This is a genomic window from Leptotrichia sp. oral taxon 218 (assembly GCF_018128225.1).
Classification (GTDB): Bacteria; Fusobacteriota; Fusobacteriia; order Fusobacteriales; family Leptotrichiaceae; genus Leptotrichia.
Window position 1 is genome coordinate 1,291,155 of record NZ_CP072377.1, and the last position, 22,530, is coordinate 1,313,684.

Annotated in this window: 18 protein-coding genes; 4 read left to right on the forward strand and 14 right to left on the reverse strand. The window is 29.8% G+C overall.

Annotation, left to right across the window (positions count from 1 at the left end; translation table 11 throughout):
• Nucleotides 1-25: 25 nt before the first annotated feature.
• The gene (locus J5A73_RS05975; protein ID WP_211613919.1) at nt 26-3,847 is read right to left on the reverse strand and encodes a phosphoribosylformylglycinamidine synthase; all 3,822 of its coding nucleotides are present in this window, start codon (nt 3,845-3,847) and stop codon (nt 26-28) included.
• Nucleotides 3,848-4,367: 520 nt separating this feature from the next.
• Between J5A73_RS05975 and deoD the strand changes: the two genes are divergently transcribed.
• From deoD to rnmV, 4 genes are all read left to right on the forward strand, one after another.
• The gene (gene deoD / locus J5A73_RS05980; protein ID WP_211613921.1) at nt 4,368-5,078 is read left to right on the forward strand and encodes a purine-nucleoside phosphorylase; all 711 of its coding nucleotides are present in this window, start codon (nt 4,368-4,370) and stop codon (nt 5,076-5,078) included.
• A 35-nt stretch (nt 5,079-5,113) separates the two neighbouring features.
• Entirely contained in the window at nt 5,114-5,263 is a 150-nt protein-coding gene (locus tag J5A73_RS05985) for a hypothetical protein (protein ID WP_211613923.1), read from the forward strand.
• A gap of 26 nt (nt 5,264-5,289) precedes the next feature.
• Nucleotides 5,290-6,762, forward strand: a complete 1,473-nt coding sequence (locus J5A73_RS05990; RefSeq protein ID WP_211613925.1) for an aminoacyl-histidine dipeptidase — start codon at nt 5,290-5,292, stop codon at nt 6,760-6,762.
• A gap of 118 nt (nt 6,763-6,880) precedes the next feature.
• On the forward strand, nt 6,881-7,432 hold the full coding sequence (gene rnmV, locus J5A73_RS05995; protein ID WP_249069163.1) for a ribonuclease M5: 552 nt from the start codon (nt 6,881-6,883) through the stop codon (nt 7,430-7,432).
• Nucleotides 7,433-7,533: 101 nt separating this feature from the next.
• On the opposite strand, the gene hpf is transcribed toward rnmV, so the two are convergent.
• The 13 genes from hpf to uvrC all read right to left on the reverse strand — a co-directional run bounded on the left by hpf (nt 7,534) and on the right by uvrC (nt 22,448).
• Entirely contained in the window at nt 7,534-7,854 is a 321-nt protein-coding gene (gene hpf, locus J5A73_RS06000) for a ribosome hibernation-promoting factor, HPF/YfiA family (RefSeq protein ID WP_211613927.1), read from the reverse strand.
• A 100-nt stretch (nt 7,855-7,954) separates the two neighbouring features.
• A complete protein-coding gene (locus tag J5A73_RS06005) occupies nt 7,955-8,665 on the reverse strand; it encodes an endonuclease/exonuclease/phosphatase family protein (RefSeq protein ID WP_249069164.1) in 711 nt (236 codons plus the stop codon).
• Between the two features lie 464 nt (nt 8,666-9,129).
• Nucleotides 9,130-9,639, reverse strand: coding sequence for a DUF1439 domain-containing protein (locus tag J5A73_RS06010; protein ID WP_211613938.1), 510 nt, complete (start codon nt 9,637-9,639; stop codon nt 9,130-9,132).
• A gap of 282 nt (nt 9,640-9,921) precedes the next feature.
• Nucleotides 9,922-11,238 carry a TIGR00341 family protein gene (locus J5A73_RS06015; RefSeq protein ID WP_211613940.1) on the reverse strand — a complete coding sequence of 439 codons (1,317 nt, stop codon included), beginning with the start codon at nt 11,236-11,238 and terminating at the stop codon, nt 9,922-9,924.
• Nucleotides 11,239-11,369: 131 nt separating this feature from the next.
• Nucleotides 11,370-11,885, reverse strand: a complete 516-nt coding sequence (locus J5A73_RS06020) for a DUF1439 domain-containing protein (RefSeq protein ID WP_211613942.1) — start codon at nt 11,883-11,885, stop codon at nt 11,370-11,372.
• A 140-nt stretch (nt 11,886-12,025) separates the two neighbouring features.
• The gene (uvrA, locus tag J5A73_RS06025; protein WP_211613951.1) at nt 12,026-14,851 is read right to left on the reverse strand and encodes an excinuclease ABC subunit UvrA; all 2,826 of its coding nucleotides are present in this window, start codon (nt 14,849-14,851) and stop codon (nt 12,026-12,028) included.
• 77 nt (nt 14,852-14,928) lie between these two features.
• Nucleotides 14,929-15,408: a DUF2716 domain-containing protein gene (locus tag J5A73_RS06030; RefSeq protein WP_249069166.1), complete on the reverse strand. Its 480-nt coding sequence runs from the start codon at nt 15,406-15,408 to the stop codon at nt 14,929-14,931.
• A 95-nt stretch (nt 15,409-15,503) separates the two neighbouring features.
• On the reverse strand, nt 15,504-15,902 hold the full coding sequence (locus J5A73_RS06035; RefSeq protein ID WP_211613953.1) for a hypothetical protein: 399 nt from the start codon (nt 15,900-15,902) through the stop codon (nt 15,504-15,506).
• Between the two features lie 19 nt (nt 15,903-15,921).
• A complete protein-coding gene (locus J5A73_RS06040) occupies nt 15,922-16,800 on the reverse strand; it encodes an ABC transporter permease (protein WP_211613955.1) in 879 nt (292 codons plus the stop codon).
• Nucleotides 16,801-16,858: 58 nt separating this feature from the next.
• On the reverse strand, nt 16,859-17,941 hold the full coding sequence (locus J5A73_RS06045; protein WP_249069167.1) for an ABC transporter permease: 1,083 nt from the start codon (nt 17,939-17,941) through the stop codon (nt 16,859-16,861).
• Nucleotides 17,928-19,466, reverse strand: a complete 1,539-nt coding sequence (locus J5A73_RS06050) for an ABC transporter ATP-binding protein (RefSeq protein WP_211613957.1) — start codon at nt 19,464-19,466, stop codon at nt 17,928-17,930. The genes J5A73_RS06045 and J5A73_RS06050 overlap by 14 nt, the downstream gene beginning before the upstream one ends.
• A gap of 46 nt (nt 19,467-19,512) precedes the next feature.
• The gene (locus tag J5A73_RS06055; RefSeq protein WP_211613959.1) at nt 19,513-20,574 is read right to left on the reverse strand and encodes a hypothetical protein; all 1,062 of its coding nucleotides are present in this window, start codon (nt 20,572-20,574) and stop codon (nt 19,513-19,515) included.
• Between the two features lie 92 nt (nt 20,575-20,666).
• Entirely contained in the window at nt 20,667-22,448 is a 1,782-nt protein-coding gene (gene uvrC, locus J5A73_RS06060) for an excinuclease ABC subunit UvrC (protein ID WP_211613961.1), read from the reverse strand.
• Nucleotides 22,449-22,530: the final 82 nt, after the last annotated feature.

Consider the following 22,530-nt stretch of genomic DNA (forward strand, 5'->3'; position numbering starts at 1 on the left):
TTCCTCTCGGTTAAAAATTTATTATTTATTTAAAGAATTTAATTCCATTTCTAAAGATATTTTGTTCTTTATCTCCATAAATATTTTTATAAACATTTTTACCTTTTCTTTCAGAATGTCCCATTTTACCAAAGATTCTACCATTATATGCCAACATTCCTTCAATCGCATAATACGAACCATTTGGATTAAATTGTGAATCCATTGTCGAATTTCCATCCAAATCAACATATTTAGTTGCAATTTGATTATTTTTAAATAATTTTTTGTATTCTTCTTCTGTAATAACAATTCTTCCTTCTCCGTGAGAAATCGCTACTGAATGAATATCTCCTTCTTTCATATTAGCTAACCAAGGTGAATTATTTGTAATAATTTTTGTTTGCACAATTTTCGACATATGTTTGTCAATTGTATTAAATGTCAATGTTGGCGAAGTTTCATTTAATTCCCGAATTTCTCCGTAAGGTAACAATCCTGATTTAATCAACGCTTGGAATCCATTACAAATTCCTAAAATTAATCCATCTCTCTTCAATAGATTTTCCACTGCTTCTTTAACTTTTTTATTTTTCAATACAGCAACCATAAATTTAGCCGATCCATCTGGTTCATCTCCCGCACTAAATCCACCAGGCAACATCAATATTTGCGAATTATTAATTTCTTTAACAAAATTATCAATTGAACTTAAAATATTGTTATGTGACAAGTTATTAAATACACCTATTTTCGCAAGTCCACCTTCTCTATTAAACGCTCTTTCCAAGTCATATTCTGAGTTTGTTCCAGGGAATACTGGAATAAATACTCTTGGTTTCGCATAAGCGTTTGAAATATTGCTAATTATATTTTCATGCTCAATTTTTTCAAGTTTCTCATATTCAACACCTTTACAATGTGCAATTCTATGTTCTTCTGCCACTTCTTTTTTAGTTGGAAACACTTTTTCAAGCGGTTTTTCCCACTCAGCAATCAATTCATCTAAATCCATCACTGTATCATTATTTATAACAATTTTTGCTTCTTCGGTAACTTTTCCTAACAATGTAGCATTTTTATAATCAATTTTTTCAGGAGTTTCAATTATAAATGCTCCATAATTAACTTTAAACCATTCATTTTCCGCATTTTCAGCAAAGTTTACATTTACACCTAATTTATTACCAAATGTCATTTTTGCTATACTTTCAGCAATTCCACCGTTTTTAACAGCTACTGACGCAACAATCTTCTTATCTTTAATATTTTTTTCGATGAAATCAAAGTTTTCTTTCAATTCTTTCAAGTCTGGCAAGTCATTTTCATCTAATTTAGTCGTAATCAAGTAAATATTATCTCCCGCTTTTTTAAATTCACTCGAAACAACATCTTCAGCATTTACAACACTTACAGCAAACGAAACTAATGTTGGCGGAACTGAAATATCATTAAATGTTCCACTCATCGAATCTTTTCCACCAATTGAAGGCAATCCAAATTCTTTTTGAATATGTAATGCTCCCAATAATGCTGATAATGGTCTTCCCCATTTTTTAGCATCATTTCCTAATCTTTCAAAATATTCTTGGAATGTAAATCTTACATTTTTGTAATTTCCTCCAGCTGCTACAACTTTAGCCAAAGATTCAATTACCGCATAAGCTCCTCCGTGGAATGGAATTTGTTTTGCAATGTAAGGATTGTATCCATATCCAACCATTGACGCAACATCTGTTTCAGCATTTATCACTGACACTTTTTGTACAGAAACTTCAGCTGGTGTTAATTGATATTTACCACCAAACGGCATTAATACTGTACTTGCTCCAATTGTCGAATCAAAAGTTTCAACCAATCCTCTTTGAGAAGTTACATTCAAGTCTTTCAAGTTATTAATAAATTTTTCTTTAAATGTATTTCCAGCAATTTCTCTATCCAACACCAATTTATTAGAATTTTCAATTTCAATATTAATATTTGAAGACGCTCCGTTTGTATTCAAAAAATCTCTCGAAATATCAACAATTGTTTCTCCATTGTAAGTCATAACCAATCTGTTAGAATCATTAATTTCAGCAACTTTGTAAGCCTCTAAGTTTTCTTCAGTCGCATATTCAACAAATTTATCTAAATCTTCTTTTCTAATTACAACTGCCATTCTTTCTTGTGATTCAGAAATCGCCAATTCAGTTCCAGTAAGTCCAATATATTTAACTCTAATTTCATTCAAGTCAATTACCAATCCGTCAGCAAGTTCTCCTATCGCAACTGAAACTCCTCCGGCACCAAAATCATTACATTTTTTAATCAATGTCGTAACATTTTTATTTCTAAATAATCTTTGGATTTTTCTTTCAGTAACTGCATTCCCTTTTTGAACTTCAGCACTTGATTTTTCTGATGATTCTGTAGTATGTTCTTTAGATGAACCAGTAGCTCCACCAATTCCGTCTCTTCCTGTTCTTCCACCTAAAAGTACTACGATATCTCCCGCTTCAGGTTTTTCACGAATAATATTTTCAGCTGGTGCAGCTCCTACAACAAGTCCTAATTCCATTCTTTTCGCTTTATAACCTTCATCATAAATTTCATTTACATGAGTTGTCGCAAGTCCAATTTGGTTTCCATAAGATGAAAATCCATGTGCAGCAGTTTTTGTAATAACTTTTTGAGGTAATTTACCTTTTATCGTGTCTTCAATTCTTTCAGTTGGATCTCCAGCTCCACTTATTCTAACTGCTTGATAAATAAAAGTTCTTCCTGATAATGGATCTCTAATTGCTCCACCTATACAAGTTGCAGCTCCTCCAAATGGTTCAATTTCTGTAGGGTGATTATGTGTTTCATTTTTAAATTGTAAAATCCATTTTTCTTCAGTTATTTCTGCTTTCCCATCTTCATTTATTCTTTCCACAGGAACATCAATGTAAATCGAACAAGCATTAATTTCATCAGAAACTTCTAAATCTGGAAGCGATCCATTTTTTCTTTGTTCTTTTCCAAAAACAGTTGCCAAATCCATTAAAGTCATTGGTCTTTTGGCTTCTCTTTCTTCATAAACATATTTTCTACTTTCAACATATTCATTTATTGCTTTATTAAATAAATCTCTATAAACTTCATTCTCAACTTTTATATCATCAATAATTGTTTCAAAAGTAGTATGTCTACAGTGATCAGACCAGTAAGTGTCAAGCACTCTTATTTCAGTTTCTGTAGGATCTCTTTTTTCTTCATTTTTAAAATATTCCTGAATGAATAGCAAGTCTTTTGCAGTCATTGCTAATTCTAAATCATTTCTCATTTTAATAATTTCTTCTTCGGTTTTTTGAGTAAATCCATCATAAACAATGACTTTATCTTTATTTGCAGTTTCTACATTTTCAGATAAAATATCCAGATTTTTCTCTCTTGCTTCTACATCGTTTATATAATATTTTTTAATTTCATTGAATTCTTCTGAAGAAATATCGCCGTACAAAACTATTAATTTTCCACTTTTTACATTGATATTGTTATCTTGGTCAATTAATAAATTTATACATTGAATTGCAGAATCCGCTCTTTGGTCGTATTGACCTGGTAAAAACTCAACAGAAAAATGCACTTCTTTTGAATTTTTATTTTTGTATGCGTCCAGACTCTCTTCCAATGATTTATAGACATTATCAACATTTACTTCCGAAAATACAGTCTTTTCCAATTTTTGCAAATCATTTTCACTTAAATTAAAAATATCATAAATGTTTAAAACTCTTACATCCAAAAGTCCATCCAGTCCGATATTTTCTTTTAAATCACTAAATAAATTTTGTGCTTCCACTCTAAAATCTTCTTTTTTTTCAACAAAGATTCTGTAATTCATTTTTTTCTCTCCTTACTTGTTTTTGTTTAAATTAACAACTTTTAAAATTTTTTTACAAAAAAAATCCAAGCAAACAAAAATGCTCAGATTTTAGTATATATTTTCTCCATAACAAAGTAGACAATATAATAATTTGTCTGATAATAAAATTTATCTTAATTGTTGCCATATTAATAAAAAAATTATTTTTCATTTTTTCCTCCAAATTAAAATTAATTTTTAAAATTTTTTCGGCAAAAAATTGTTATGAAATCCACTTTTTGTAAAAAAACCTCTATATAAAAAGTATAACAGATATTTCACTATTTTTCAAGAAAAAAAAACTTTAGATAATCTAAATATTTTTATTTTTTTAATTTATTTATTTTAATATATTCTTTTAATTCTTTTATTTTTTCATAACCAAAATTTAAAGAAAAATTTTATTTAAATAATTTGATTTTTAAATTTAAATATTGTAAAATATAAAGAAATACTGTTTTAGTAAATAAAAAAATAAAAAATTTAGGAGGTAAAAACAATGGCTACACCACATATCGGAGCAAACAAAGGAGATATTGCAGAAACTATACTATTACCAGGAGATCCGCTTAGAGCAAAATATATTGCAGAAACTTTTTTGGAGAATGTCGTTCAATATAACAATGTTCGTGGAATGTTGGGATTTACAGGGACTTATAAAGGAAAAAAAGTATCTGTTCAAGGGACTGGAATGGGAGTTCCTTCAATTGGAATTTATGCATATGAATTGATTGCAGAATTTGGAGTAAAAAATTTGATTAGAATTGGAACTGCTGGTTCTTATCAGGAAAATGTAAAAATAAGAGATGTTGTACTTGCCATGTCAGCTTCAACTGATTCAGCTATTAACAAACTTAGATTTAACGGAGCAGATTATGCACCGACTGCAAACGCCGAAATGCTTTTTAAAGCACACGAAATCGCTAAACAAAAAGGGCTTAATGTAAAAGCTGGAAATGTATTTACAAGTGACACTTTTTACGGAGATGACCCAAATGCTTGGAAAAAATGGGCAAAATTTGGAGTTTTATGTGTAGAAATGGAAACAGCTCAGCTTTATACAACTGCGGCTAAATTGGGAGCAAATGCATTAACTTTGCTTACAATAAGTGATTCGTTTATAACTCACGAAGTTACAAGTGCCGAAGAAAGACAGACTACTTTTAACGAAATGATTGAAGTTGCGCTTGAAACTGCCATACAATTATAAAAATAAAATAAAAAAAAATTGTGAGGAGAAAATTATTGGAATTTTATAAAAGATTAATCATAAAAATTTTGGAAAAAAGTTCAGTTGGCTCTGACAATAAACTTTTGGAAAAACTTAAAAGTGGCTACGATTTGACTCAAAAAGAAATGAGCGAATTAGAAGAGCTTTTGGAAAATATTTTATAATAAAGTTAAAAAGGTAGGGATTTAAAATGGAATTAGAAAATTTATATCCACAAAAAGTTTTTCACTATTTTAGTGAAATTTCAAAAATACCGAGAGGTTCAAAAAAAGAAAAAAAAATTAGCGATTATCTTGTAAATTTTGCAAAAGAGAGAAATCTTGAAGTTGTACAAGATAAAGCACTAAATGTTTTAATAAAAAAAGCAGCCACAAAAGGCTATGAAAACTTTTCTCCCCTAATTTTACAAGGACATATGGACATGGTCTGGGAAAAAAATAAAAATACCAACTTTGACTTTGAAAATTGTGGGATTGAACTTGTTGTAAAAGATGGATTTTTAACAGCAAATGGAACTACATTAGGGGCTGACAACGGAATTGCTGTTGCAATGGCTCTTGCAATTTTGGATAGTGACAAAATATCTCATCCAGCGCTTGAAATCATTTTGACAACCGACGAAGAAGAAGGAATGTCAGGGGTGAACAATTTGGATTTCAGTCTTTTTTCTGGAAAAACTTTGATTAACCTTGACACCGAAGAATATGGTCAAGTATATGTGAGCAGCGCAGGTGGAGCTAGAATTGAAAATGAATTAGATATTCAAAAGAAGGACTGTGAAAGTGATGACACTATTTTCTCAATCGAAGTAAAAGGTCTAAACGGAGGACATTCTGGCGCTGAAATTCATTTAGGACTTGGAAATTCTAATAAAATACTAAATGAAGTGCTTTACCATTTGAATAAAAGATATTTTATGGAATTAATAGATTTTGACGGTGGCGACAAAACTAACGCAATTCCCCGTGAAGCAATTTCTCTTATTTCTGTAAAATTGGACGAACCAGGACACAGACTTGAAGAATTGGCGAATTTAGCTTTTAAAAATATTTTAGCTGATTTTGGCGTAATTGATAAAAATCCAGTTTTAGAAATTAAAAAAATAGACAATGTCAAAAATTTAAAAAAAATATCAACTGCTGACACAAACAGAGTTCTTTCATTTTTACATGAATTTCCAAATGGCGTAATTTCAATGAGCAAAGACATCGAAGATCTTGTAGAAACATCAATTAATTTAGGAGTTGTAAAATCTCAAGATTTTGACAATGAATTAAAAATAAAAATTCATTCATTGCCAAGAAGTTCTGTAAATCATTCTCTTGAAAATTTAATTAAAGAAATTGAAGAACTTTGTAAAAAATACGATGTAAAAATGAAAGTCAGCGCTCCATACCCATCTTGGGAATACAGAAAAGACTCAAAAATACGAGAACTTATGGTAAATTCATTTAAAAAAATTAATAAATCTGAACCTGAAATAAAAGCAATTCACGCAGGTCTTGAATGTGGAGTTTTTGACGCAAATATGGATGTTGACATCACTTCCATTGGACCAAATATTTATGGTGCTCACACGCCTGAAGAAAGAATGGAAATAAGTTCAGTTGGAAAAACTTGGGATTTGCTTTTGACTGTTTTAAAAGATTATAATATTAAATAATTTAAATAATTTAAATTTTAAAGTTTAAATAAAAAAAATAAATAAAATATAAAGTCTAAAAGAATTAAAGAAAAAAAAATAAATAAAAATAGAGAAAATAGAGAAAGAAAAATAAAAAATGGAAAAGATCAAAATAAAAGAAATTATAATTGTTGAAGGAAGAGATGACATCACGGCGCTAAAAAGAGTTGTTGACGCTCATATTGTAGCATTGAATGGATTTTCTGCTCTCTCAAAAAAAACAATAAATAAAATTGTAAATTTGTCTAAAGAAAATGAACTGATTTTATTTACCGATCCAGATTATGCTGGAAAAAAAATTCGAGATACGCTAAAAAAATATATTCCAAATATAAAACACGCTTTTATCTCGAGAAAAGATGCAACTAAAAATAAAAATGTTGGTGTGGAAAATGCAAATGACAAAGCCATTTTAGAAGCACTGCAAAATTTAGTTACTGTTAAAAATAAAAACAGCGGTTACACATTTACAATACAAGACTTACTAGAAAATGAACTTTGCTCTGGAGAAAATGCTAAAAAGCGAAGAACAGAGTTGGGAAATCATTTAAAAATAGGATATTATAATTCAAAACAACTTTTAAATGCACTAAATTCTTTTAACATTACAAAAGAACAATTTGATTTAGCAGTAAAAAATTTGGATTAATTATTATTTTTTACTAAAATAAAAAAAGACTGTCTCTAAAAAGAAACAGTCTTTTTTATATATAAACTTTTTTATTTCAAAATTTTAAAACTTTATTTAAATTAACGAGTTCCTTTTTTATTGTAATCTTTTTGTTTTTCTTTGTATTTTCTAACTTGTCTTTCCAATCTATCAGATAACTCATCAATTGCTGCATATAAATCTTTGTTTTCAGCTTCGATTTTTATTTTTGTTCCACTTGCAAAAACTAAACCATCAGCTTTGTGAACTGGTCCTTCAGATTTTGTATCTTCCACAGCCAGAACAACATCGACTTCTGTTATAGCGTCCGAATATTTAGAAATTTTGTTTATTTTTTCTTCCGCATATTTTCTGATTGCATCTGTAACTTTAAGTTGTTTTCCGCTAATAATGATTTTCATAAAATCACTCCCTCTCATCTATGTCATTATTATTTTACCCCCAAAAGTACAATAAGTCAATAGAAAATTTTAAAAATTTTTAAATATATTTTTAAATTTTTTACTTTAGTTCGAAAACTGCCATATAAGGCAAGTGATCTGATAATTTTGTCCAATCTCGAGAATTATCATTGATATAAAAACTTTCTTTTACCTTGTAACTAGCATCTTTCTGAACCATTATATAATCAATTCTCGCCGTTTCCAAGTCTCTTTTCGCTTCATTTTTGTTTCCGTGTAAATCTTTTCCTTCAAAGTAACTGTCATTCCAAGTTTCTCTAATTTTTTCATAGTGTTCTGTCGTCGGCAAAAGATTAAAATCTCCACACAGAAACTTCAAATCTCCTCTAAATTTATTAATCACAGAAAATAAATTGTTCAATTCTTCGTGCTTATTGTCCATTTTATTGTCTAAATGAGTATTCACAACCAAAATTTTTTTATTAAATCTTCCTAGGTTCAATTTAGCTGCCAAAACTTGTCTTTTTTCCTTGCTATTTCCTGGCAATTCGTGAATATATATAAATTTTACATCATATTTTGAAATAAACGCAATTCCATATTCTCCATTATCAAAATCCATTGCCTTTTGAAAATAATAATAATTATACCCCAATTCCTGTGCCATTTCCTGAATTACATCTCGAAATTTACTTCTTTTCGTATTTCTGTCAACTTCCTGAAGTCCGATAAAATCAGGTTTATATTTTTTTATACTTTTCGCAAGTTCTCGTCCATCAGTCAATCTTGCTCCAAAAATATTATATGTCATAAGTCTAAATTCCATTTTTATTTCCTATCTTTCTTTCTTTAAATTATTTTTTTTTACTTTTTTACAATATTTTTGTCCCGATAATTCTGTCTTTTGCTTTAAACCTTTCTAAAATTTTTTTATTTAAATTCAATATATTTTTAATACATAACTTATATAAATTTTTTTTCTCCATTCACATCACCCCTTTCAAAAATTTCTCAATATATAAAAAAAATTATAAAAATAATAAAATTTTAATTCTTTGAAATTATAACTTAATTTTTTTTATAAAGCAATCTTTTTTTTAATATTCTTTTTAATTTTATTTCATATTAGACTTATACATATATTATAAAAAATTTTAACTATTTTTCACTATAATTATACCTTATTTTTTTTATTTTTTCACATTTTTTGAAAAAAAGTACAAAGATTTCTCTTCATACTTTTTTTGATTATAAAAAACTTCCAAATTAATTTTTTTAAGTTTGTACAAACAATTTTCCATCTTTTATATACATATTTTTCACTTTCACTTTTTTATCATTGTCAAAAGTATAAACTTCGTTAGTTTCTAAATAATTTGAAACAAGCGCTTTTATTGATTGCGCCACAACTGAGTCATCCACTTTATTACCTTTTTCATCAGTAATTTTAGAAATGTCTAAATCCACTAAATACAATTTATTTGTTTTTGGATCAAATTTCACTTGACTGTCCAAAAAAATTGAACCTTTCGCCTTTCCTGCTAAAAGTGAAACATCGTAATCAGCCGAAAAATAAAGTCTATCTTCCTTAAAACTTATCTCAGGACTTTTAAGTCCAACTTTTCCAAGCAAAAAATTCTTTTCAATCGGAAATTTTTTATTCAATTCCTTCGTAATCATAGAATCTGGAACTTTCAATGTTTTATTTGCCAAAAAATCGCAAGATATAACTCCAGCAATTACAATTACAACAAGAAATATCAATCTCAAAAATGTTTTTTTCATTCTTACCTCTTTTCATTCTAAATTAATGCTTTAACATCAGATTTTTACTAAGAATATAACACTTTTATAAAAATCTTTCTACTCTTATAATACAGCATTTTTTTCATTATTTCAACTATTTTTTATCACTAATTTCATTTTTTTCATAAAAATTTTTTTAGAAAATTTAGGCATTCAAAAATTCAAAACATTTAAATTAATTGCATTACAAATACTTCTTCAAAAACTTCAAAGTTAATATTCTCTCAATGAAATTTCTAAATATAATAATAATAAATTTTTTTATTTTTTTTCAAGTATTTTTTTCTGATTTGATGTTTCTTCATCTTCATTCATTGAAATAGATTTTGATTTTTCTACAATAATTTCATATTTCTTATCCGTATCAAATTCAAGATTTTTTATTTTTTCAGCAATTTCATCAGTCATTGTTTCATTCCCAATAACTAAAACAATGTAACTTTCACTATTATTTGCATCTACCAATTTCCCAATTTTTACTTCACTAATACTATTTCCAAAACTTTTATACAATATATTTTCTATCGTCTTTAAATCCCTTTCTAAAGAAATTTTATCTTCAGTAGCGTTAGGTACTGTTATTTCTTCCGATTTATCCTTTATCTGTTCTTCTTTCAAATATTTCGATAAATCCTGTACTGTCAAATATTTTTCATTTGAAATCTGTTTTATATTCAAACTATATTTTTCCAAATTATACTTCCCTAATTTTTTTTCTAAATTCTTAATATCTTGATTTTTAACATTATCTCCAACAATTTTCAAAGTTATCACTTTATTTTTTTTATCAATTGAATCGTCGAAAACATAGTGATTATTCAATTCTTTAGAAATAAATTTTTTTAGTGAATTATCTCTTGCCGTATCTTGCACCAAAATAGTTGCAGTATATATACTTGGAAGTACTACAAGTAAACTTCCTACATAAAAAATTACTTGCTGTCTTAGGGGCATTCTTCTTTTTCCGTCAAAAATATCCCCATAATAAATTTTTAACCCAACAAGTGTTGCCATCATTATAAAAAATACATTTATAATAAATAAATATCCAGCTCCAAGAAAAATTTTAGGATTTCCATGAGCAATTCCAAATCCTACTACACATAGAGGCGGCATTAACGCTGTAGCAATAGCCACTCCAGGAACTACATTTCCACCATCTTCCTCTGCTTTTCCTATTACTCCTGCAATTCCACCAAAAATTGCAATTAATACATCCCATAAAGTAGGAGATGTTCTAGATAAAATTTGTGGAGTTACATCATTTATTGGACTTACCAAAAAATAAAATGTTGAACTAATAACACTTATTAAAACAAAAATTCCTAGCCTAAAAAGAGAAAGATAAATTCTTCTCAAATTTCCAGTTGATAGTCCAAGTCCTAATGATTGAATTGGTGACATCAAAGGTGAAATCAACATTGCTCCAATAATTACTGCAACAGAATTTGTATTTAATCCAATTGAGGCAATAATCATTGCACAAACCAAAATAAATAATGTTTCTTTTGTAAAATCAGAATCTTCAATAATATTCCGTTTTAAAATTCTATACTTTTCATATTTTATTTTTTCCATTTTATATTCTCCTTTTGATCTTAAATTTTCTAAAATTTATTTTTCATAATACTTAAAATTAATAATATAAAATAGCTGTAACCATTACCATTTTTCTAAATAAATCTAAAATTTCACTACTTTTATATTTTTTAAGTTTGAACAAATAATTTACCATCTCTAATGTACATATTTTTAATTTTTACATGTTTTTTTATTCTATCTTTATTTTTCTCTTCATATTCCTCACCATATTTATACACTGGCGTAGTCTCAATATAGTTACTCAATAAGGATTTCAACATTTTTGCTTCCGAAGAATCTGCCACTTCCTTACCATTTTCATCTAAAATCTTATCAATCGACAAATCCACTAGATATAATTCTTCTTTATTTGTATCATATCTGACATTTGTACTCAAATACATTTTTCCACTAATTCCACTTCCAACAAGCGAAGCTGAATAATCAGCGTCAATATACATTTTATCACCTTTGAAATCAACTTTAGGATTTTTCAAAGTAACCTTTGCAAACAAGAAATTTTTTGTAATTGGAAATTTCTTATCCACTTTTCCTTGTATTATAGACTTTGGAACACTTAAAGTTTTATTTTCCAAAAAAGTGCAAGAAACTATTCCTAATGCAACTACAAATACTAGAATCATGATTAATGCCAATTTTTTTTAGAAAACTGTTTTTCTTTTTTCCCATTTTTACACCTCCTTTTTAATGTTTATCTTTGTTTATTATATCACACAACAATTAAAATAGTATGAAAAAAAATATGTATTATCTTTTTTAAATACTACAAATACTTCTTTAAAAATTTCCCAGTCCAAGACCCTTCATTCTCTGCAATTTCTTCAGGAGTTCCTTCTGCAATAATCTGTCCACCTTTGTAACCACCTTCAGGTCCTATATCAAGAATGTGATCCGCAACCTTGATTACATCCAAATTATGCTCAATTACTAAGACTGTATTCCCTTTATCAACCAATCTGTTTAACACTTCTAATAATTTTCTGATGTCTTCAAAGTGAAGTCCTGTCGTAGGTTCGTCCAAAATGTAAATAGTTTTTCCTCTTGACATTTTTGATAATTCAGTTGCAAGTTTTATCCGTTGAGCTTCCCCTCCTGAAAGAGTTGTCGCAGGCTGTCCTAATTGAATGTAATTCATTCCTACATCCATCAATGTTTGCAGTTTTCTCTCAAGTGATGGAATATTTTTGAAAAATTCGTATGCTTCTTCAACTGTCATTTCTAGCACATCTGCGATACTTTTTCCTTTGTACTGAACTTCTAATGTTTCTCGATTGTATCGTTTTCCTTTACAAACTTCACATTCCACATAAACATCTGGCAAGAAATTCATTTCAATTTTATTAATTCCAGCACCGCTACACGCTTCACATCGTCCACCTTTTACATTAAATGAAAATCTTCCTTTCGTGTATCCACGCACTTTTGCATCGTTTGTCTGTGCAAATAAATCACGAATATCATCAAAGATTTTTGTATATGTCGCAGTATTAGATCTTGGAGTTCTTCCAATTGGCGACTGGTCAATGTCAATCACTTTTTCCAAGTTTTCAAGCCCATCAATTCCACCATTTTCAAGTGGATACAGTTTCCCTTTATTCAGCCTGTTGTGAAGCTCTGGAAACAATGTCTGATTAATCAATGTCGACTTCCCACTTCCCGAAACTCCCGTTACAACCGTCAAAACTTCAAGCGGAATATGTGCAGTCACATTTTTCAAATTATTTCCTTTTGCATTTTTCAAAACAATTTCTTTACTCGCTTTTCTTCTTTTTTCAGGCACTTCAATTTTAATTTTTCCGTTCAAATATTGCGCTGTCAATGATTTTTTATTTCTCATAACTTGCTTTGGCGTTCCTTGTGCTACAACCTTTCCTCCATTAATTCCAGCACCTGGACCTATGTCAATCAGATAATCCGCTTCTCTCATCGTATCCTCATCATGCTCTACAACAATCAAACTATTCCCAATATCACGCAAATCCTTCAAAGTCGCAAGTAACTTGTCATTATCCCTTTGATGAAGTCCAATACTCGGCTCGTCAAGCACATAAATCACGCCAGTAAGCCTACTTCCAATTTGAGTCGCAAGTCTAATTCTTTGCGATTCTCCACCAGACAGCGTTTTCGTCATTCTAGCAAGACTCAAGTAATCAAGTCCTACATTTATCATAAATTTTAGCCGTTCTTTTATTTCCTTCAAAATTTCAGCTGCAATCTGCATTTGTTTTTCCGTAAGCTGAATTTTTTCATAAAAATCAAGTGCATCAACAACACTCACTTCAGTCAAGTCAATAATGCTCTTATCATTAACCGTTATTGCCAATACAACATCTTTAAGTCTTTTCCCGTGACAAGTTTTACAAGTTCTCTCTGTCATATATTTTGCTTCAATTTCTTCTTTTGCCGATTCTGAAGCCGTTTCCCTGTATCGACGCTCAATACTGTGCACAAGTCCCTCAAATCCTCGTTTTCCGTTATAGCTAAAACTGTCTCCGCTCCAAGAAAAATTAAATTGCTTATCACTTCCATAAAAAATCACATCTTTTTCTTTTCGAGTCAATTTAGAAACCTTTTTATCCAAGTCGATTTTATGTGCCTTTGCCATCGCTATGAATAAATCCCAGTTCCAGCCCTTTTTAGTCGTCGCTCCTGGAAAAATTATCCCGCCTTCATTAATTGACAAATTCTCATCAACAATTAATTTATTCTCGTCAACTTCCAATCTTGAACCAAGCCCATTACAAACTTCACAAGCTCCATATGGTGCGTTAAATGAAAAAAGTCTTGGTACAACATCTGGAAACACAACATCTGGATGTTCTGGACAAGAAAAATTCTCACTAAATTTGTTATCTTCTCCATTAATATTCACAATTATTTTCCCATCAGAAAGCTCACTCGCAGTTTCAATCGCCTCTGTCAATCGACTCAAAAATTCCTTATTATCCGCCTTAAACACAACCCTATCAACAACAACTTCAATATGATGCCTTTTGTTCTTATCCAAAACAATTTCATCACTCAAATCAAGAATATCGCCATTCACTCTAACTCTTTGAAACCCTCTTTTCTGCAAATTCAAAAACAAATTTTTATGAGTCCCCTTTTTATCAATCACAACTGGTGATAAAATTATCATTTTATCTTTTTCTTTTCTAGAACTCATCAAATTATCGACAATTTCCTGAATCGACTGTTTTTCCACTTTTCTATGACAAATCGGACAATGCGCCTCTCCAATATGTGCCCACAAAAGCCTCATATAGTCATAAATTTCAGTAGTTGTACCAACAGTCGAACGCGGATTTTTCGACACACTTTTCTGTTCAATCGAAATCGCAGGAGAAAGCCCTTCAATACTATCTAATTCAGGTTTCTTCATCTGCCCAATAAACATTCTCGCATAAGCCGACAAGCTCTCAACATACCTTCTCTGCCCTTCTGAATAAATCGTATCAAACGCAAGTGAAGACTTCCCACTCCCAGAAACCCCAGTAATTACAACCAGCTCATTCTTTGGAATCTCAATATCAATATTTTGTAAATTATGCTCTCTAGCTCCAGTAATCTTTATTTTGTTGTCTTTCATTCTCTTCAATGTTCCTCTCTAATTTTTCTCCTCAATTAACTTAAATCCCTCTAAATCAGCTTTTTTAAATTCTTCAATCAATTTTTTCCATATATCCAAACCTTTTGTTGCCAAGGATGCCCTAAATATCCAAAGTGAAAATTAACATCTATAAAAAAATAATAATCTCCATTTGGACAATATGTTGGAAAACATGCAGTATACCCGCCACCCCAGTAGCGTTCATCTTTAACTTCTATAATTTTAGGCTCATCTTTAATACGAGGATTATATCTAAAACAAGAATGTTGCCAATTCAATGCATACAATTCTCCATTTTCCTTAGTACATTTCAAAAAAATTTCTGTTATTTTATCGCGAATTTCTTTTTTAAATCCCCAATCTACAAACCCTTCAATTTCCTCTAGATTTCCATAATGATAACTAATATCATAAACTATATATGGTTCTTTAAATTCAAACGCTATTTCTTTTTTATCAACACTAGGATTAAAATTAAATCTATCGTAAACTATATCCCAGACTTTATCATATTCTTCATCATCTAATATTACCATTTTTTCGTACTCCAGTCCACAAAAATTTTTACACAAAAAAGTCTGTTCCATAAATTATTTGACAATCTATGAAACAGATTTTTTCAATTATTATTTTAATCTAAATATTTTTTATATTCATTTGTTAATTCTTGTATTCTTTGCTGTATTAAATCAACTTCTGAGTTCACTTGAAATCGTTCGGCTGCACATAAATTATAAAAATTAATATTTTTGGTTAAATCTTTCATTTCTTCACCCGAATTTTTTTTCCACATTTCTTGAGAATTAATTAACTTCTGCTTTAATTTAGAATAACGCTTTCTATTTTTATCAAATTTCTGAATTAGTTTATTATATATTTCATCCATTTTTCTTTGTTCTTTTTCTAGTATTTTTAAATGTTCATTATCATTTTCTCCACACGCACTAAAAAATTTGACTGTTTTTATTTCCAAATCCTTTGAAAAAGAAACCAAAGAAAATACCACAAATATAAAAATTATTTTTCTCATAATTTCCCCTTATCGAGTTTTATTTTTCATATGGCAATCCTGATGCTTTTGGTGCTCTAGCTTTTCCAACAAATCCAACTAATGCCAATATTGTCAAAATATATGGTATCATTGTCAAAAATTCTTGTGGAATGTGAAGTCCTGTTGCTTTGGCATAATCAGCAAATGCTTGACCAAAGGCAAATAGTAAACTTGCTAATATTGCTCCGATTGGATTCCATTTTCCAAAAATCATCGCCGCCAATGCGATATATCCACGACCTGCTGACATATTGTTTGAAAATGATGGAAGCATCACTGCCGTCAAATATGCTCCACCAAGTCCAGCAAGTGCTCCCGATAAAAGCACACTTATATATCTTATTTTATAAACATTTATACCAACTGTGTCTGCTGCGAGTGGATGTTCTCCGACTGTTCTTATTCTAAGTCCTAAAACTGTTTTATACAGAAAAAAATGTGCCAAAATTGCAACTGCATAAATAATAATTAGCATCAAAGGTTGATTAGCAAGTGATGGATTTCCTGTGGCATTTTTTGCGATTGGAGTACTTCCAGCTCTGTTATATAGTGCCTTTATTAAAAATGAAGTTGCTGCGACTGCAAATAAATTTATTGCAACTCCGCTTATAATCTGATTTCCTTTTAAATTTATACTAATTACTGCATGAATTAACGAGATTAAAACCCCTACGGCCATTCCTGCCACAATTCCTAAATATGGATTACTTGTGGCTATATTTACAACTGCTGCGGCAAAAGCTCCACTTAACATAATTCCTTCAAGACCAATATTTACAACACCACTTCGTTCTGAAATACACGCTCCAACCGCTGTTATTAAAATTGGCGGCGCAATAATTATTGTCTGCTGTATTAAATTCAATATCTCTTTCATTTTCTTATTCTGTTCCTTCCTTATTAAATTTTAATTTAAATTTTAATATTTAAAATTTTTAGTTACTTTTTCTTTTTTTTATAAAAAACTTAAATAAATTTTCTGATGCTACAAATATAATAATTAATGCTTGAATAATATAGACAATTTCTTTATCGACTTGATATCTTTGTTGTAACATCTGTCCACCAACTTCAAGTGCCGCATAAAAAATTCCTGCAACTAAAATTCCAAAAGGATTATTTTTCCCAAGTAGAGCCACTGCAAGTCCAGTAAAACCGTAATCTCCCATAATTAACTCAGTATAGGCGTACTGCGATGCTCCACCTAAAACTCTTTCCGCTCCACCAAGTCCAGCACAAATTCCTGCGATTCCCATTGCCAAAAACATTATCTTCTTTGGATTAATTCCAGCATTTTCAGCGACTGTTTCACTTTGTCCAACAGCTTTTATCTCATAACCTTTTTTCGAATATTTGAAAAAGTAGTAAAGTGCAATAATTAATAAGATTGCCAAGATAAATCCAAAATTTAAATTTTGTTTTGTAACTTTTGCAAAAAGCAGTGGAAGTCTTGCATTTTTCACAACTTTTACAGTCTGTGGACTTTGCGATAACGGGTCTTTTAGTGGTCCATTTATCAAGAAATTTTGAATTTCAACAATTATGTAATTTAACATTATTGTACTAATTACTTCATTTACGCCAAATTTAGATTTTAAAAACCCTGCGATTCCAGCCCAAATAAATCCTGCAATCATAGCAACAATTATTACAATTACAACATTTCCCAAAAACTGATTTTTAAACGCAACAGCCCAAAATGCTGCAGTTAGCCCTCCTGCTATCATTTGCCCTTGCATTCCTATGTTAAAAAGCCCTGCACGAAAAGCTACCATTGCCGACAGTGCCGAAAAAATAAGCGGTGTCGCTATAAATAAAGTTTTGGCAAGTCCACTAAAAAATGGTGAACGAGGTGAACTCTGATAAAAAGCTGCCTTTACCATATCAAAATATGCCACAAATGGATTTAATCCTTTTGAAATCATTATTATTCCTCCAATAATTAGAGCAATAAAAACTGAAACTATTGTTGGAATAAAATCTATTATTTTTGATTTTATCTCATTACTTTTCATCATTTAATTTCCCTCCTGCCATTAATATTCCAATTTTTTCCGCTGTTGCCTCGTTTCTGTCCAAAATTCCTACAATTTTTCCTGAATACATAACTGCAATTCTATCGCTTAATGCCATTATTTCCGACAATTCAGCCGAAACAACTAAAATTGCTTTATTTTTAATTTTTTCTTGCAAAATCGTGTTGTGTATCATTTCAATCGCACCAATATCGACTCCTCGAGTTGGCTGTGCTGCAATGATAAACTTATTTTCTCTCTCCAATTCTCGTGCAACCACGACTTTTTGCTGATTTCCACCCGAAAGTCCTCCAAATTTTATTTTCCCATTATTTGGACGAATATCATATTTTTCAATATATTTTTTAGTTTTAGCTTCAATTTCTCCATAATTCATCAAAAGTCCTTTTGAATATTCATCTTGAAGTCCAAGCGCCATATTTTCTTCTACATTAAAATCGTCAATTGCCGCCCTTTTGTGTCTATCTTCTGGAATGTGCGCAAGTCCCGAAACTTTAATTTCCTTTGGCGTCTTATCTTCCAAACTTTTATTTCCTATCGAATATTTCCCAGCATCAATTTTTACAAGCCCAGCCAGAGCTTCGATTAACTCAGTTTGTCCATTTCCTTGAACTCCTGCAATTCCTAGAACTTCTCCTTCCCTTATTTCAAAAGAAACATCGCTAACTTTTTCAATTCCATCTTTTCCACCCTTTTTATCTTTCACAGTTAAATGTTCAACTTTTACAAGCACTTTTCCAAGTTTTACTTCAGGACGCTTCACTTCGAACAAAACTACTCTTCCGACCATAAGATTTGCAATTTTTTCTTTAGTTGCTTCACTTGTTGCAAATTTTCCAACATCGCTTCCTCTTCTGATAACCGTGATATTATCCGATAAATCCAGCACTTCCTGCAATTTATGCGAAATAAAGATTATAGTTTTTCCTTCTTTTACCAAATTTCTCATAATTTCATAAAGCTCTTTTACTTCTTGCGGTGTAAGTACGGCACTTGGCTCATCAAATACTAGAAGTTCTGCCCCTTTAAACAAAACTTTCAAAATTTCTATTCTCTGTTGAATTCCAACCGATAAATCCGAAACTTTTGCGTCAGGATCAATATTTAAACCATATTTTTCAGAAACTTCCCGAACTTTTTTCCTAGCTTTATTCAAGTCAAAAAATATTCCTCCTTTTTTTGGCTCAAATCCAAGCACCATATTTTCTGCAACCGTTAAAGTATCAACTAGCATAAAATGCTGATAAACCATTCCAATTCCAAGTTTTGCTGCCATTGTTGGACTAATTATTTCAGTCTTTTTCCCTTTGTAAAAAATCTCACCTGAAGTTGGTGCATAAAGTCCATTTAATATTTTCATAAGCGTTGACTTTCCAGCTCCATTTTCTCCAACTATTGCATGAATTTCCCCTTTTTTGATCTTCAAGGTAATGTCATCATTTGCAACAATTTTTCCACCCAAAAATTCCTTCCGAATATTTTTCATTTCCAAAATATAATCGCTCATCTTTCCTCCTGTTAAAATTATTTAAATCACAAAATTTACTTATTTTCTAGAAAAAATCTGAAACATAATAATTAGAATCAGTTTTTAGCAAATCCGAAACTTCAATCGGCTTTTTCACAACATTAATTTTATAATCTTTGTAATAATATTTCGGCTTCTTTCCACCAATAAATACGACTGTATTATCTTCATTAAACATGTATCCGTGATAATCACTATTTTCCAAAAGTAGTGGCGTCCTTTTCAATTTTAGATTATTTTTTGCAAGTTCTTCTATAATATTTTCAGGAAACCCTGTCAAATAGACATTTTTTTCCATCTCTGGCAAAATTGCCTGATCTTCCAATTTGTCTGAAATCACAACATCTTTATCAAACTTATAAATTGAGTCATCTTGCAATTTTCCAATTCCAGAATTTTCATAATTTTCTTTTATAAAATATTCCACCTTGGATTTTTCAAAATTTTCAACAACTTCTTTTTGATTTTTTTTCAGCTCTTCAATCAAAAATTCCTTATCTAGCTCAGAATAGACATTGTTTGGATTAAATTTAGGCTTGTCCAAAAGCTGATACAATACATAAATTTGACGATTTAAAAATTCCTGATCGGTTCCAGCGTATTCAGTTGCACCCATTCTATTTGACATTGAAATTAACTGTCGTCTGTAATAATCGTCTAGTGAAGACGCCGGAAGTTCTAAGATTTTTTCCTCGTCAGATAGCAAATCTTCTTTTATTTGCTGCATTTCCTCATAAAACCTTTGCTCCAAGAGCAGTGAATATTTTCTAGTCGCTCTTATATTTACAACTTTTGGTTCTCCGCTTTTTGTTTTAATCGGTTCAATCCCCTTCAAAAAAGTATTAAATTCATTAAAAAATCTATTTTTTCCAAATAAATCGCTAGGATATGTTATTTCAAATAATTTTATTTCATATCTTCCAGGAATCACTTTTCGCATTTTTTCTTCTCCGTCAATATAGACTTTCACTTTTCTAAATCTCGGCTCTTCTTCTTCAGCCCATTTAATTTCTTTTTTTATTTTATCAAACATCGAAAAGCTAATTAAACTACAACCTAAAAGCATAAGAACTATTCTTTTTCTCAAAATTTTTCCTCCTTTTAAAATTTTTTAAATTAACCATTTATAAAAGTTTTTTATTTTTTATTTTTTTTTTAATACACTAAAATTTTTAAAATTTACAATTTTTCTTTAATTAAAATCGCCACATTTTCTGGAACAACTTCCATAAGTTCTTCAATTTTTGCATTTTTAATATTTTTTATCAGACCAAATTTTTTAATCAATTCTTTTTTTCTTTTCGGTCCAATTCCCAAAATGCCGTCTAGTGCGCTTTTAACATTTCTTTTACTCCGTAATTTTCTGTGATGAGTAATTCCAAATCTATGTGATTCATCCCTAAGTCTTTGTAAAATTTTCAAAGTTTCATCACTTTTCTCAAAAATATATGGCTCGCTCTCATAACTTTTAAAAATTTCTTCTTCTCTTTTGGCAATACTAATTATGTCCAAAAATTCAAATTTTTTCAATTTTTCCAAAACATCCACCGCAACTCCCAGCTGACCTTTTCCCCCATCAATCAAAATCAGCTCTGGCAACTCTTCCACACTTAATTTAGAATATCTTCTCGTAATCGCTTCTCTCATCATCGCAAAATCATCAGGCGTATCTTTTACCGTAATTTTAAAATGTCTATATTCTTTTGGCTCAATTTCTCCATCAATTGCAACAGTCATCGCAGCAACGGCGTCAACTCCTTGAATATTTGAAATATCAAAACATTCAATCCGATGTGGCATTTTTTTTAATCTAAGTTTTCTTTTTAAATTAAGCAGTCCTTCTCGCACAAGTTGTTTTTTTCTAAAAAACTTTTCTACTTCTTCATTCAAATTTAAATATCCCATTTCCAAAAGCTGTTTTCTTCGGCTTTGAATTTTTGGAAAATAAAGTTTAATTTCTTTTTTCTTCTCAATTTTAGCCCATTCTTTGATAAGCTCTTCTTTTTCCGAATATTTTTCATCAAAAATAATATTTTTTGGAATATTTCTTTTTTCATAATAAGCTATAATTAGACGCTCAAAAATACTTTCTTGATTTCCAGCAACTTCTTTTATAATAATATGATTTTTTCCTATGATTTTCCCGTCACGCACATTTAATACGCACAAAAATATATTTTCCCTTTTTTTTGTAAATACAAATATATCTTCATCAATCTCACGGCTGTACTCAATAATCTGAGTTTGCAGCATTTTTTTTAATGCCATTATCTTTTCTCGCTCGACAATTGCTCGTTCAAATTCCATATTTTGACTTAGTTCATTCATTTTATTTTCCAGCATTTTAATTACTTTCTCACTATTTCCAGCTAAAAAATTCTGAAAATTTTTGACATTTGCATTGTATTCAGAAGAAATATCTTTAAATTTACAAGGTGCAAGACAAGTTTTCATATGATATTTTAAACATGGTTTAGTCACCTTATCCATATTTCTAGCACAATCCCTTATTGGGAATATTTTTATCAAAGATTTTAGTGCAAAATAAATTCCCATCGGATAAGGACCAAAATATTTTGCATTTTCATTTAATTTTCTCGTACTTCTTACGATTTCTATCTTAGGAAATTTTTCTTTTGTAAATTTTAAATACGGATAAGTTTTTTCATCTTTTAACAAAATATTATATTTAGGCATATTTTTTTTTATCAAGTTATTTTCCAAAATAAGCGCTTCCACTTCACTTTTACAAATAAAAAACTCAATATCTTTTATGTTTTTCACAAGTTCCAGCGTCTTTGCGTTGTGCGACTTAATGTTCATAAAATACGATTTTACTCTATTTTGCAAATTTTTTGCTTTTCCGACATAGATTACTTTCCCACGAGAATTCTTCATGAGATAAACTCCAGGATTTTTAGGAATATCCTTATATTTAACAGGCGAAGTAATTTCTTCCATCTTTTACCTTTCCACTTTTTCAAAAAAACTTTTATCTCCCAAATAATCCCCATTTTTTTATAAATTTTAAGTTTAAATTTTA

What these genes read in the sequence shown, in the direction of transcription:
- J5A73_RS05975 (WP_211613919.1), bottom strand. Translation starts at nt 3,847, where the DNA reads ATGAATTACAGAATCTTTGTTGAAAAAAAAGAAGATTTTAGAGTGGAA.
- deoD (WP_211613921.1), top strand. Translation starts at nt 4,368, where the DNA reads ATGGCTACACCACATATCGGAGCAAACAAAGGAGATATTGCAGAAACT.
- J5A73_RS05990 (WP_211613925.1), top strand. Translation starts at nt 5,290, where the DNA reads ATGGAATTAGAAAATTTATATCCACAAAAAGTTTTTCACTATTTTAGT.
- rnmV (WP_249069163.1), top strand. Translation starts at nt 6,881, where the DNA reads ATGGAAAAGATCAAAATAAAAGAAATTATAATTGTTGAAGGAAGAGAT.
- hpf (WP_211613927.1), bottom strand. Translation starts at nt 7,854, where the DNA reads ATGAAAATCATTATTAGCGGAAAACAACTTAAAGTTACAGATGCAATC.
- J5A73_RS06005 (WP_249069164.1), bottom strand. Translation starts at nt 8,665, where the DNA reads ATGACATATAATATTTTTGGAGCAAGATTGACTGATGGACGAGAACTT.
- J5A73_RS06010 (WP_211613938.1), bottom strand. Translation starts at nt 9,639, where the DNA reads ATGAAAAAAACATTTTTGAGATTGATATTTCTTGTTGTAATTGTAATT.
- J5A73_RS06015 (WP_211613940.1), bottom strand. Translation starts at nt 11,238, where the DNA reads ATGGAAAAAATAAAATATGAAAAGTATAGAATTTTAAAACGGAATATT.
- J5A73_RS06020 (WP_211613942.1), bottom strand. Translation starts at nt 11,885, where the DNA reads ATGATTCTAGTATTTGTAGTTGCATTAGGAATAGTTTCTTGCACTTTT.
- uvrA (WP_211613951.1), bottom strand. Translation starts at nt 14,851, where the DNA reads ATGAAAGACAACAAAATAAAGATTACTGGAGCTAGAGAGCATAATTTA.
- J5A73_RS06030 (WP_249069166.1), bottom strand. Translation starts at nt 15,408, where the DNA reads ATGGTAATATTAGATGATGAAGAATATGATAAAGTCTGGGATATAGTT.
- J5A73_RS06035 (WP_211613953.1), bottom strand. Translation starts at nt 15,902, where the DNA reads ATGAGAAAAATAATTTTTATATTTGTGGTATTTTCTTTGGTTTCTTTT.
- J5A73_RS06040 (WP_211613955.1), bottom strand. Translation starts at nt 16,800, where the DNA reads ATGAAAGAGATATTGAATTTAATACAGCAGACAATAATTATTGCGCCG.
- J5A73_RS06045 (WP_249069167.1), bottom strand. Translation starts at nt 17,941, where the DNA reads ATGATGAAAAGTAATGAGATAAAATCAAAAATAATAGATTTTATTCCA.
- J5A73_RS06050 (WP_211613957.1), bottom strand. Translation starts at nt 19,466, where the DNA reads ATGAGCGATTATATTTTGGAAATGAAAAATATTCGGAAGGAATTTTTG.
- uvrC (WP_211613961.1), bottom strand. Translation starts at nt 22,448, where the DNA reads ATGGAAGAAATTACTTCGCCTGTTAAATATAAGGATATTCCTAAAAAT.